Source organism: Haliea atlantica, assembly GCF_054779855.1.
Genome location: NZ_BAAGXL010000002.1, coordinates 1 through 12475, shown reverse-complemented (window position 1 = coordinate 12475; position 12475 = coordinate 1). Strand labels below are relative to the sequence as shown.

Sequence of the window (12475 nt, the reverse complement as noted above, 5' to 3'; positions counted from 1 at the left end):
ATTTTGAAAACGGCACTCAATGAAATCAAGGAGTTACGTTGTTTGCTGTCGAACTCGGGGGCGCCATACCCTGCGCCTGGAAAAGGCGGTGCCGGTGCTGGAGCAGCTGCGGGCCTGGCTGGACAAGAGCCTGCCACAGGTGCCGCCGAGCACGGCGACGGGGAAGGCTCTGCAGTACCTGCACAACGAGTGGAGCAGGCTGGTGGCCTATCTGGAAGACGGTCGCCTGGAGATCGACAACAACCGCGCCGAGAATGCGATCCGCCCCTTCGTGCTGGGCCGCAAGAACTGGCTGTTCAGTCATTCGGTGGCTGGCGTGAAGGCCAGCGCCAATCTCTACTCCCTGATCGAAACCGCGAAGGCCAATGGGCTGGAGCCCTACGCCTACCTGCGGCACATCTACACACAGTTGCCGTTGGCTGAGAGCGTCGAAGCGATCGAGGCGCTGCTGCCTCTGTGAACATCAACTCCGAGCATATCGGCCAGCGGTGATCCAGGGCGGGGTTCGTTTATCGCTTACACCTCTGTCGCGTAGTTTACTCGATTAACAGGGTGTCCATCATTGGTGGGCAGGATCAGGCTTCCATCACGGCATGATAGAAGCGAGCGCGCACGCCGCCATCGGACAGAGGCCGGCCGCGTCCTCTGGTTCCGCTGTCCTGATTATCCAGCTTGTCGACCGCCTGATCTTCCAGCGCCTTGATTCGGCGATCTCGCTCGGCCGTCTTCTCGGCTGCCATCCTGGGGTCGTGTGCTACGAAAGCAGCTCTCTGAGTGGAACATGAAGGTCAGCTAACTTACTCTGATCAACTCGAACTCTGCGTTCGATCAAGCGTTTACATGCTGCCATATCCGAAGCCCGATTTACTGAAACGGCCCCATACAATACAGAATCTTGCACATAAAATACCGTGAACGCTTCTTCTTCCAAGCTGCCTCGAAGGATTATTTCAGCTTTCTCATACGGCCGCCCAGCAACTTGGATGTTAATCGCAAACTGATCAGACCACGACCAACCGATCGGCCTATATGCTACGTGTTTTCCGAGCAGCGCCAGGGCAGCGGCTTCGGCCTGCTTCGCTGCGTTTTCGTTAGTTTCCAACCTAATCCCTTCACCCCAGAACCCTGGCTGATACGTGACATCACCTGCGGCATAGACATACTCATTGCTGGTAACGCAGCGCTCATCGACAACGATGCCATCTGCGACCTTTATTCCGGCATCTGCTGCCAATTCGATATTGGGGACAACACCTATACCCACAACTACTGAATCGCATTCAAGCTTTCTTCCATCCTTTAAGATGACCGTATGAACCCGATCGCGGGAAGACAAGAAGCGTTCCACGCCTGTATTCATATAGGAAATCACTCCGTGGTTACGATGTACATCTGCCAGCCATCGACCAACATAGCTCCCGACACTCCTAATCATTGGGTAGGGGGCTGGATCTACCGCAGCTACGTGGCAACCCGCCGTGCACGCAACGGATGCTATTTCTGCACCGATTACTCCCATGCCTATAACGACAACCTTAGAGCCTGGCACGATTGACTTGTGAAGTAGCTCCGCATCGCGAAGGGTGCGCAAGTAATGCACATTGGCTGCATCCGCTCCCTCCGACTGAATTTTTCGTGGACGCGACCCTGTCGTTAGTATCACTCTGTCCGCCGGAATCAATGTGCCATCAGCTAGCTGTATTGCCTTCCCAGCAACGTTGATAGACGCAACTCGCTCGTTTCTGAGTAGCCGTACTTTAAAATCCTCGTAGAATTGCTCTTCCCAAACGGGCAGTGATTCAAATGAACCATGGACGGGTATTTGCTTGGATAGCGGCGGGCGTTGGTAAGGATACCATTGCTCCTCGCCTAGGAGAATTAACTCACCATCATATCCAGATCTCCTGAGCTGGGCAGCGGCCGTTGCTCCGGCTAAACCAGCGCCTACGATAGCTATTGATTTAAGCATTTAGTTACCTATGCACCTCATGATAGGGAGAAAAAGGGCTGGCATTCGCGCGAGCGAAAGAAAAAGACCAGACCTCTTGACATTATATTCCGATGCCGAAAGCTCCGGCCATCGGACAATCTCGGAGAGGAGACTGCCTGGCGCCATCAAGAGGCAGGAGGGCCCTCGACGCCTTGTGTGAAGGTGGAGTGCAATGACCCCTTCTCCTAGACAGAGGGGCAGCCTCAGAGGGGCAGCCTCGCGAACAATATTTGGAATACGGGACGCTGGCTCGCGGATATCGAACGATTTACCGCCGCAGAGATCTCCGAGGCGTCGCCCTTCTCATCGCATGTTGTGCACACAATCCGGCTCACCCTCTTTACCCCTTGATCTATTCGTCAATCCGCGAGAACTAGCGCAGCGTCTGTTACCAGAAGAGCAGTATCAGAACCTTGTCTCCAAACCTAAACCGATCGTGCGTGGACGCTCATAGGTGATATAGGTCGCGAGTGGCCCTGGAGCGATGTGCTGGGCAACTTCTTCATTCGTCAAATTATTGGCGTACAATTTGAAGGTCCATTTATCGTCGGCGGTCGACCAGCCTAGCTCTGCAGACAGCATCGCATAGGAGTCCTGCTTAACTTCGTTCAGGAAGTCGTAAAAAACCTCGTCACTCCAAAATAAATTGCTAGCTATGTGAGCTCGTCCACCTCCCAAATTGAATCCATAGTTCATCCCGAGAATTACTGAATGCTCTGGTGTTCGAACCAGATCGTTACCTGACACATCCATCGCGAGAACTTGGTTTCCCCCAGTTTCCCTTGGAACGAAGACCTGTGCCGCAGGAAAATGGTCGAACGTCGCGTTCACGTAAGAATATGATGCACGGATAGCCAGGTCATCTAGGGGATAGGCGATCGCCTCGATTTCGGCGCCATATATTTCGGAATCAGCAGCGTTCTGCAACCGCATTTGGTTATCGTCCGCTCTCGAATTCACTTGCATGTCTTCGTACTCGTAATAGTAAAGAGCAACATTGGTTCGCAGCCAGTAGGTCGGATCCGCTTTCATTCCTACTTCAAAAGCGGCAATGGTCTCCGGCTCAACGGGCTCAGGCGATGTCCCCAGAGTATTGTAGAGCCCACTCTTAAAGCCGGTGCCATAGCTCCCATAAAGAAGTACGCTACTACTTGCGGAATAGCTCAGCTTTAGGCTATACGTGAACTCATCGAAGGTTGCACTTAGGTCGCCGTATGGCAGTTGCATACCGTTGACATACTGACTAAATTCTCGTTCTTCGTCCGTGTAACGACCGCCAATTGCGATGTCCAGCTTGTCAGTCCAAGCGTAGTTCAGCTCGACGTAACCCGAATATGAGTTCGTTTCCGAACGTGGATCCAACTGGATGGAAGTTACTGACGGATCATTTGTGGGATTATTAAGAACGTCAAGCGGCTGCCTTCCTTTAAGGTGGTAGTAATAGACACCAGTACTCCATTGTAGTGCGTCGTCGGTAGCTGATAATAGGCGGATCTCCTGGTTGAATGTCTCAGGCTCTACGCGCATATCAGTCCAACCTAGTTCTATATTAGTCCCGTCAGAATCCGCAATTTGGTGGACGCTTGTGTCCATATAGGAGCTTGTAGTTTGAAGTTCTACTTTATCAAAAAGAAAACTTGTCTGAAGCGCAACATCAAGCCGGTCATACTCGTGCTTTCCGGCTGTTTCGTTTGAGGTTGACCAGGGCTCGGCCGCGATAATGGCACCGGGAAAAGCGGCACCTGCCGAGTTTCCTTCGAAAGGTTGTTGGTAAGCACCGTCTTCCTTGAAGTCAACATAGCCAACCGTCAGCACGATCTTAGAATTCTCGGCGGGTTCTACCATTAGCTTGCTACGGATGAACAGCTTTTCAGCATCTGCCAGTTCGCCACCGTTTCCAATGTCGCTGACGTACCCGCCCGTGTCACGATACATGCCGGCCAGATCGAAGGCGATTCGATCAGACACTGGACCAGTGACGTAGGTCTTGACCTCAAATTCGCTGCCGCCCTCGTTGTCGATACTGCTACCTTTGAGTGCAACACGCCCGTTGAAATCGTAACTTGGGTCAGGAGTAATTACGTTGATAAGCCCTCCTGTTGCGTTACGGCCAAATGAAGTGCCTTGAGGCCCCCGAAGCACCTCCACTCGAGATACCTCGACCAGGTCGATTTGTGTCGAGTATGGATCACCTTGATACACACCGTCCACGTAGACCGCGACGTTGGATTCGTCCCCCACAGAGGTGCCACTGGACCCGACACCGCGAATGGAGGGCTGCATCACTTGCTGAAAGCGACCCCCGGTGTAGGACGGGATCACTTTTGCAAGAGATCGCACGTCCTCTACTCCAGCTTGAGAAAGCATAGTGCCGGAGGCCGACGTGACCGTTACCGGAACATCCTGCAGAGATTCTTCGCGCCGTGTGGCTAGCACCACCACCTCTTCTATCGCCCTTTCGCGGTTAGAGCTCGCTGTCTCCAGGTCCTGAGCGTTCGCCAGAATCCCCCAACAGGCGCCACTTATTGCGACGCCCACGACACCAATCGACTTCTTTTTCATTTCAACGCACTCCTTACTTTAGTTTTAATCTGTTGTCAGGTTTTATCTACTTTTGTCGTATCTAGTAGTCTTGCGTATCAAGGTGAGCCCATGCCTACACCTTCATCAGAACAATACTTCACCGTATGGAGCGGTGTCAACGCCGATCTGACTGGATTCATTAGGCCGCATCAAAACGTCCTCCCGCAGGCGCCCAGCAGGGGTGCCGCCTCTTCTCGGTCAGGCGTCGGTCAACGCCACCCATCGCAGAATCGCAGACTTCTTCGAGTCGAATAAGTCGTGTCTCCTGTAGCCGGTCCGTCCGCCTCATCTCCACCTCCCAAAACCGATGAGTATGAGACCGGACAGATTACGGGCTACAAGACCGGACACGTTATGTGCTAACTACATTGGACAAGGCTCGGTCTTGACCTAGTGCCCATAACACCATACTATCGGGTATGTGCGTATCGATACGCTTCTGGGGGCACATCCATTAGAGGTAGAGGCGCAAACAACTTGAGGAGGTATATTAAATGTCACTGATCGATCGGGGTCGACAGACCGTCGTAGACGGTATTACAACGAATTACCACGACCACGGAAAGGGGGACCCCGTCGTCCTTTTGCACGGCTCAGGGCCTGGAGTCAGTGCTTGGCAGAACTGGGGAGGAGTAATCCCGAGCTTGAGCGATCGTTTTCGCGTGATAGCGCCCGACATTGTTGGGTTTGGGCTATCTCCGCTCCCCGAAGGTAGCAAACCCGGGATAAAACTGTGGTTGAACCATCTTGTGGGTTTACTAGATGCACTCGAGCTGAAGAAAGTTGCTCTCATAGGAAACAGTTTTGGAGGTGCGCTCTCCTTGGCGATGATGTCGCAGTTTGCACACAGAGTAAGCCGTATCGTGTTGATGGGAACGCCCGTCGGAGAGTTCGAGCAAACTCCAGGTCTTGGAAGTACTCATGGATTCAGTTTGACGAAACAGAACATGGAAAAGTTGATGAAGCAGTTTCCTTTTGATCCAGAGCTGGTGACTCCTGCCATGGTAGATGCAAGGTTTGCCATGGCCGATGTAAATAGCGGTCTCGAGACAATTCGGGCATTACAGCCAAAGCCAAGCGAAGACGGCGCGCCAGTGATGGTTCGGGGAGTTCCGTTGTCCCAACTTGAAAAGATAAAAATCCCGGTGCTTATTGTTCACGGTAGGGAGGACAAGCTTGTGCCTCTCGAGTTAGCCATCAATGCCCACAAGCATATCGAAGATTCTGAGCTTCACGTGTTTAGCAAGTGCGGACACTGGGTTCAATTGGAGCGAAAACCAGAGTTTGTTGGCCAGGTTATGGCTTTTCTGGGGAGGGAATGACGATGCCTACCGGCGAAGTTGAGATGCTCTTGTACGACTTGGGTAACTCGAAACAGCGAAGAAAGACCTACAACGAGGACAGGGAGGCCTTTTTAAAACGCTATCGTGTCTCCGCTAGCGAGGCCAAAATGGTTGCCAACGAAGACGTCGAGGGGCTTCTGAGGCTAGGGCTTAACCCGATGCTCGTGATGGGGTTTTATATGGGTTTACATGGTTCTCGAAGTATGCGCGAATACCTAGCCCAGGCGCCGACTCTCGAGTCTTGCTTGATCGAATGGGGAATGAGTAGATAATGGGAAAAATAGTAGGCGGCTTCATCATGTCGCATGACCCAATGGTGTTTATCAATCCGAAGAAGATGGACAATTCGCATATTCTTGATGCGTATAGCTCCATCAAAGCCCGCGTCGCCGAACTGAATGCGACGAGTGCTATTATAATTGGAGCAGATCATTACATTCTCTTCAGTCCACGATGTCTGCCCCAACTACTTATCGGAATGGGGGAAGTGTCGGGCCCAGTAGATGAGCTGCCAGGCTTGCCTAATATCAATATCCCTGAAAATAGGGAATTAGCTAGAGCCATCTTCGACTACTCCCAGGAGTCAGGGTTTGACCTGGCTGTCTCGAAAACGTTAGCGGTAGATCATTCAGTAGGAGTGCCGGCCCAGCTTTGCTTGCCTGAAGGCGGTCAAGTAAAGGCAGTGCCAGTTTATATGGCGAGTGGTGTATCGCCAACGATTCGCATGGCAAGGGCATTTAAGTTTGGGGAAATGCTGAAGCAGGCTGTTGAGCATATAGAGACTGACGAGAGGGTCGTCGTAATGGGTAGCGGAGGCATTAGTCATTGGGTCGGTACGGGCGAAATGGGAAAAACTAACCGGAATTTTGATGAATGGGTGTTGGAGATGTTCCTGGCAGGAAATGCAGACGCCCTCATACAGCTAAACGATGCGGATATACAGGCCGAAGCCGGCAATGGTGGAATGGAAATTCGCCATCTTTTAGCCGTGATGGGAGCCGTTCCCGAGGCTAGCAGTAATCTGATTCTCTATGATGCCTGGCCGGGCGGGGTTACGGGACTTGGGTTCGCTGAGCGTATCACTGGGCTATAGAATTTATCAAATCGACCTGCGCCGGATTAGAGGTCTGAGTTAGAGAGGTGAACATGAATCAAATTCCACTGAAAAATGTTGGCAGGGTCGATAGCGACTACTTGAAGCGCCTCGTCGACGCGAAAGAGGGGCGGATCAGTCGAGAAATATTCTGGGATCGCGAAATCTATGAGTTAGAGCTTGAAAGGATTTTTGCCCGGTGCTGGGTGTTTGTCGCGCACGACTCGCAGTTGCCTGAGCCTGGTGACTTCTTGACCACACATATCGGTCAGGATGCCGTCATAGTGGTGAGAGGGCGTGATGATAAAGTCAACGTTTTTATCAATTCGTGCTCTCATAGGGGTAATCGCGTATGTTTTGCGGAAGCGGGAAAGGCGCGCAGGTTTACCTGCAATTTTCATGGCTGGTCATACGGCCTTGATGGCGCACTGATCGGTGTTCCCCACGAGCATCTATACGAGGAAAATCCAACGTATAATAGAGAAAGTCTAAGGCTACCAAAGGCTAGAGTTGAAAGTTATGGCGGCCTCCACTTTGCAACATTTGACTCGGAGGCTCCATCCCTTGCGGAATATCTTGGGGATTTTCGGTGGTATCTTGACGTTCTACTTGATAATGACGAAGGCGGTATCGAGTTTATAAGTGGGAGTATTAAGTCTCGATTAAAATGCAACTGGAAATTTCCGGCGGAAAATTTTTGCGGGGACTCTTACCATGCAGCGTGGACCCATAGTTCCGCACTCCACTCTCTATTTGGAAAGGCACCTCGCATTCCGCCAGCCTCCTCGTATCAAGCCAACGCCAACGGTCACGGATGGGAATTCAGCCTCGATTTCATCGGGAACGCCGCCACACTTTGTGAGCCGGAAATTGTCCAGTACCTACAAGAAAATCAAAAGAAATTTGAAGAGCGTTTGGGAAAAATAAGAACTCGGATGATAGGGTCTCTGAGTTCCAGTAATATTTTTCCGAACCTTTCGTTTCTCGCAGGGCATAATACGTTCAGAACCTGGAACCCTAAGGGGCCACTCGAAACTGAGCTACATACATGGGTGTTTTTGAATCGCAATGCACCTGAGGCCCTGAAAGAGAAATACCGGCGAGGGGTTATGCTGACGTTCTCACCCGCTGGTGTCTTCGAGATGGACGATGGTGAAAACTTTGAGAACTGCACCAGTTCGAATGCAGGAGTCGTAACACGCAGACAGAGCTTGCATACGGGGCTGGGAATCGGATCGAAAGTCGAGCATCCTGAGCTTAAAGGCCATGTCTACGAAGGCATGGTGAACGAGGCGAATCACCGTGCGTTCTACGAAAGGTGGTTGGATCTTATGACTGCAGAAACCTGGAGCGAAGTGCCGTCCCGGTGAATTGTGTGTTTTAAAAAGGAGACACGAGATTAGATGAACAATGATTCTCTCTTACAGGCTGTGTCCCTAGAAACTGCTTATGAAATACAGCAGTTTCTCTATAGGGAAGCTCGTCTGCTCGACCAAGAACGTTATGAAGAGTGGCTTGAAATGATGTCACCCGATATTCACTACTGGATGCCGGGGGTTCAGAGCCGTTTCCGTTCGGATCCAGGGGGCTCGATTAGTGCGACTCGTATGGCGTATTTTGATGATGATTTAGATTATTTAAAGAAGCGCGTTGCACGAGCCCGGCAACCGACAGCATGGGCGGAGGATCCGCCGACGCGGCACTTACACATCGTAAGCAATGTGGAGGTGGAAGCCACTGAAAATCCATATGAATGGTTGGTCCACTCGGTTGTTTACAACGTTCGCCACAGAAACGAAACAGACCGAATGCGGATAACAGCCCGGCGTCGGGATTTGATTCGGAGATCGCGGGACGACAATGGATTGAAAATTGCGCGCCGCACGATAGAGATTCAGGAAACTATTCTTCAAGCGAAAAACATTAACACATTTCTTTAATTCTTTGGAGAGAGGCATGTTGTGTTGAAGAACAAAAGAGCAATAAAGGTAAAGTACCCCGACCGCCCTTTATTTGAGCCAAGGTACGAGAACGTTGTGGAAATGTTCTGGGACGCAGTTGAGGTATGTGGAGATCAGCCCGCCATGATCGAGGGTGAACGGTCGCTAACGTATCGGGAGTTTGGTTGGTGTGTGGCTTCGCTCGCAAACCTGTTGATTGAGGCGGGTGCTCAGGGGTCACGCGTTGGTATGTGTGTGCCAAATTCAATTGAATCCAACATTGCAGTGTACGCGATCCTGGCTGCGGGCGCACAGGTGGTATTGCTAAACCCTCTTTATACCCCAGCTGAACTTGGCCCTTTACTCAAGGATGCGCAGCCCGAGGTGATGATTTTCACCGAGGGGGGAAATAAAGGTTTCAAAGCTCTGGGGAAGGACGTAAATTCAATCGCAACGATCATTTTTGGCCAAGGGAAGTGTTCGTTTGATGCGCTTTGTGATGCAGGGGCCAAGCCTCCGAGCGTGAGAATTGGACCCGAAAGCAATGCGACGCTTCACTTTACCGGTGGAACGACTGGGCTTCCCAAAAGCCTTGATCGCGATCATCGTAGCTTGATGCAATGCGTTCATGCAATGCACTGGGGGTGGCCGACATCCATTGGAGAGGAGGTCTGGCTAAATGTGGCGCCCATAACTCACATCTGGGGCTTTGCTATGGGCTGCATGAATCCTGTTTACGATCAGTCATCGCTTGTGATCATTCCGCGATATAATCCCGAGGTGGTGTTGGGCTTGTTGGAGCGTCACAAAGTGACAGTTTTTAGTGGTGGCCCGTCGGCCATATACGCGGGGCTTTTGGCTGTGCCATATATCGACTCCGCAGATCTTGATGACCTAAGGGTTTGTCCTGGAGGCGGTTCGACATTTCTAGAGGAAACTCATCGTAGTTGGGAGAGAGTCACGGCAACGCCGATCATAGAGGCTTACGGCATGACCGAGGCCGGCCCGATCGCTGTTAATCCCCTAAATGGGGGCCATCGGTACGGAACAGTCGGTTACGTCTACCCCGATATAGAACTGGAGATTGTTAGCGCAATAGATCCTGAAAGACCCGTACCGATAGGGGAAAGCGGCGAGATCAGATTGCGTGGGCCCCGCGTCATAAACACATATCGAAACAATGACGAATCGAGGGCCGATGGTTGGCTGTATACAGGCGACGTTGGACGCTTGGACGAGGATGGCTTTCTAACTTTAGTGGATCGGAAAAAGAACATGCTGATCGTGGGAGGGTTCAATGTCTATCCACGCGAAATCGAGGAACTTCTTGTAACACACAGCGGAATTGTCGAGGCGGCCGTGGTCGGTATTCCAGACGAACGAAAAGGGGAAAGACCAGTGGCTTGCGTCGTCCCATTGTCAGATGTCTCGTTAACGGTCGAGGAAATTTTGGAGTTTTGCGCAGAAAATCTTGTGGACTATAAAAGACCCATTGCAGTTTATTTCCTAGGTAGTATCCCCAAAACATCAGCAAATAAGGTGTGCAATAAAACCTTGTCCCAAATAATTTCTAATTGGCCAGAGGAGTCGGGATATCGTGAGTAGACGGAACAACGTATCTGAAAACCAGCTCATTTTCGTCAGCTCGATAAAAGATCTCCGATTAGGTGAGGGTGTCGGTGTAAAGGTATGTGTGAAAGGCCTAGGTCTCATCGCTGTGTTCCAATCTGAGGGCGGTTTTTATGCTCTGGCTGACCGCTGTAGTCATGGTGAAGCTTCTCTCTCTGAAGGATGGCTCGAGGGTATGGAAATTGAGTGTCCTGCTCACGGCGGTAGGTTTGATATCCGGACTGGTGAACCCTTGTCATTTCCTGTGACGAAGCCCGTACATCACTATTCGACGGTCGTTATGAATGGTGACTTGTATATCGAACGGTAAGCGCTCAGCTTCAACAGTACACGGAGTTTGGCGGGAATAATGTCGAACTGCTCGCTGGATTCCTCGCCGATGGCCGTCAGAGTGCAGCCGCAGGGTAACCGTGGAGCCAGGGCTGATGATCGGGCTCGATAGTCAGGCCCGGATCTGGCTGTGTACGGAACCCACCGACATGCGCAAATCGTTCCGGGGCCTGAGTGCCCTGGTGCGCTATCAGCTTCAGCACGATCCGCTCAGCGGCCAGTATTTTGTCTTCGTCAATCGTCGCAAGACCCAGATGAAAATGCTCTACTTTGCTACCACTGGCTACTGTCTGTGGGCCAAGCGTCTGGAGCAGGGTCAGTTCCGGGTGCCCTTGTCCACCTCCGGTCAGCGGGCCCTGACCCTGACGGATTTGCAGTTGCTGATCGATGGCATTGAGGTGCAGAAATATCGTCAGTACAAGCGGTATCGGGGCGTATAGCGCGCCGGCTTCGGGTATAATATCGGCCATGAATTCAACGGCTTACGCACCGCAGTCCGACGCGCCTTCTTACTCGGCACTGGCCGAGGAGAACACCCTGCTGCACGAGCAGCTGGCCGCCCAGTCCGAAGCTCTGCAGCAGTTGACCCGTCAGCTGAACTGGTTCAAAAAACAGCTGTTTGGTCCCAAGTCCGAAAAGCAGGTGTATGACCCGCCGGGGCAGGACAGTCTGTTTCAGCAGGACGAGGCGCCCCCACCGGACACGCCTGCTGAGCATGAGCAGCGTCCGGTGCGCGCATATCAGCGCGGCACCGGAAAGAAACAGCGGGACGACGACTGCCTGAATGATACCGGCCTGCGTTTTATTGCTGAGGTGCCGGTCGAAGTTATCCAGCAACTGCCGCCGGAGCTGACCGGGCCAGACGCCGACCAGTACGCTGTCATCGGCACCAAAACCTCCTACCGGCTGGCCCAACGGAGCTGTTATGTGGTGCTCCAGCACGAGCGCCCGGTGTTCCGGCGCAAGGGCGCCGACGACAAGCCGGTCAGCACCCCCGCGCCGTTCCAGGTGCTGGACAACAGCCTGGCGGATGTCAGCCTGCTGGCCGGGTTGTTGGTGGACAAGTTCCAGTTCCACCTGCCCCTGTATCGACAGCATCAGCGCATCCAGCAAGCGGGTGTCACCGTCAGCCGCAGCACCCTGACCAACCTGGTCAAGCGCGCCATCGACCTGCTGCGACCGATCGTCGATGCCCAGACTGCGTATTCCAGACCAAGCCTGCCACTGATTCCACGCGAAGCCTGCCACCCATTCCACGGCAAAGCTGCCACTGATTCCAGGGCAACCCGAGTTCGACAGCAAACAACGTAACTCCTTGATTTCATTGAGTGCCGTTTTCAAAATTGCCACTACAGCAGCGGCAGCTGCTCCGGATTACCCGGTTTTTCCACTCGCAAGCTCTGCAACAGCGCCGCCTGCTCCGGGCTCAGGGAGGTAATGCCGGAGCGGTTCTTGCCCCCGAGCTGGATCTGGTGATGCTGGATACGCCGCAGGGTTTCCAGTGCCCGTTCCGGTGAGATGCTCTGTTCCGCCTGGCGCAGACGCTGGCGGATCACCCGGTGCAGAA

Annotated in this window: 12 protein-coding genes and 4 pseudogenes; 11 read left to right on the top strand and 5 right to left on the bottom strand. The window is 52.6% G+C overall.

What is annotated here, in order from left to right; all coding sequences use genetic code 11:
* Nucleotides 1-61: 61 nt before the first annotated feature.
* A pseudogene (locus tag ACYVGS_RS00135) lies at nt 62-460 on the top strand (IS66 family transposase); the annotation flags it as partial.
* A 115-nt stretch (nt 461-575) separates the two neighbouring features.
* On the opposite strand, the gene ACYVGS_RS00130 reads toward ACYVGS_RS00135, so the two are convergent.
* From ACYVGS_RS00130 to ACYVGS_RS00120, 3 genes are all read right to left on the bottom strand, one after another.
* The gene (locus ACYVGS_RS00130; protein ID WP_460586595.1) at nt 576-740 is read right to left on the bottom strand and encodes a hypothetical protein; all 165 of its coding nucleotides are present in this window, start codon (nt 738-740) and stop codon (nt 576-578) included.
* A gap of 14 nt (nt 741-754) precedes the next feature.
* On the bottom strand, nt 755-1969 hold the full coding sequence (locus ACYVGS_RS00125; protein WP_460586594.1) for an NAD(P)/FAD-dependent oxidoreductase: 1215 nt from the start codon (nt 1967-1969) through the stop codon (nt 755-757).
* 426 nt (nt 1970-2395) lie between these two features.
* Entirely contained in the window at nt 2396-4552 is a 2157-nt protein-coding gene (locus tag ACYVGS_RS00120; RefSeq protein WP_460586593.1) for a TonB-dependent receptor, read from the bottom strand.
* 515 nt (nt 4553-5067) lie between these two features.
* Between ACYVGS_RS00120 and ACYVGS_RS00115 the strand changes: the two genes are divergently transcribed.
* From ACYVGS_RS00115 to ACYVGS_RS00085, 7 genes are read left to right on the top strand one after another with little or no spacing between them, the layout of a single operon-like run.
* Nucleotides 5068-5895 carry an alpha/beta fold hydrolase gene (locus tag ACYVGS_RS00115; RefSeq protein ID WP_460586592.1) on the top strand — a complete coding sequence of 276 codons (828 nt, stop codon included), beginning with the start codon at nt 5068-5070 and terminating at the stop codon, nt 5893-5895.
* Nucleotides 5892-6188: a hypothetical protein gene (locus ACYVGS_RS00110; protein ID WP_460586591.1), complete on the top strand. Its 297-nt coding sequence runs from the start codon at nt 5892-5894 to the stop codon at nt 6186-6188. The genes ACYVGS_RS00115 and ACYVGS_RS00110 overlap by 4 nt, the downstream gene beginning before the upstream one ends.
* Nucleotides 6188-7009 (top strand): class III extradiol ring-cleavage dioxygenase family protein, encoded by an 822-nt coding sequence (locus ACYVGS_RS00105; protein WP_460586590.1) that lies wholly within the window; start codon nt 6188-6190, stop codon nt 7007-7009. Before ACYVGS_RS00110 ends, ACYVGS_RS00105 begins: the two co-directional genes overlap by 1 nt.
* A gap of 53 nt (nt 7010-7062) precedes the next feature.
* Entirely contained in the window at nt 7063-8379 is a 1317-nt protein-coding gene (locus ACYVGS_RS00100; RefSeq protein WP_460586589.1) for an aromatic ring-hydroxylating oxygenase subunit alpha, read from the top strand.
* Between the two features lie 33 nt (nt 8380-8412).
* Nucleotides 8413-8949, top strand: coding sequence for a nuclear transport factor 2 family protein (locus tag ACYVGS_RS00095; protein WP_460586588.1), 537 nt, complete (start codon nt 8413-8415; stop codon nt 8947-8949).
* 21 nt (nt 8950-8970) lie between these two features.
* Nucleotides 8971-10554, top strand: coding sequence for a class I adenylate-forming enzyme family protein (locus ACYVGS_RS00090; protein ID WP_460586587.1), 1584 nt, complete (start codon nt 8971-8973; stop codon nt 10552-10554).
* Complete coding sequence (locus tag ACYVGS_RS00085) at nt 10547-10888, top strand: non-heme iron oxygenase ferredoxin subunit (protein ID WP_460586586.1); 342 nt, start codon at nt 10547-10549, stop codon at nt 10886-10888. Before ACYVGS_RS00090 ends, ACYVGS_RS00085 begins: the two co-directional genes overlap by 8 nt.
* Here the strand turns inward: ACYVGS_RS00085 and ACYVGS_RS00080 are convergent.
* Nucleotides 10843-10968, bottom strand: a complete 126-nt coding sequence (locus tag ACYVGS_RS00080; protein WP_460586596.1) for a hypothetical protein — start codon at nt 10966-10968, stop codon at nt 10843-10845. The genes ACYVGS_RS00085 and ACYVGS_RS00080 overlap by 46 nt on opposite strands.
* A 35-nt stretch (nt 10969-11003) precedes the next feature.
* Between ACYVGS_RS00080 and tnpB the strand changes: the two genes are divergently transcribed.
* From tnpB to ACYVGS_RS00065, 3 genes and pseudogenes are all read left to right on the top strand, one after another.
* On the top strand, nt 11004-11348 hold the full coding sequence (gene tnpB, locus ACYVGS_RS00075) for an IS66 family insertion sequence element accessory protein TnpB (RefSeq protein WP_460586585.1): 345 nt from the start codon (nt 11004-11006) through the stop codon (nt 11346-11348).
* Nucleotides 11296-11613, top strand: a pseudogene (locus tag ACYVGS_RS00070) (transposase domain-containing protein); the annotation flags it as partial. The gene tnpB and the pseudogene ACYVGS_RS00070, both read left to right, overlap by 53 nt.
* 288 nt (nt 11614-11901) lie before the next feature.
* Nucleotides 11902-12102: pseudogene (locus ACYVGS_RS00065) on the top strand (IS66 family transposase); the annotation flags it as partial.
* A 155-nt stretch (nt 12103-12257) separates the two neighbouring features.
* Here the strand turns inward: ACYVGS_RS00065 and ACYVGS_RS00060 are convergent.
* Nucleotides 12258-12475: pseudogene (locus ACYVGS_RS00060) on the bottom strand (IS1634 family transposase); the annotation flags it as partial.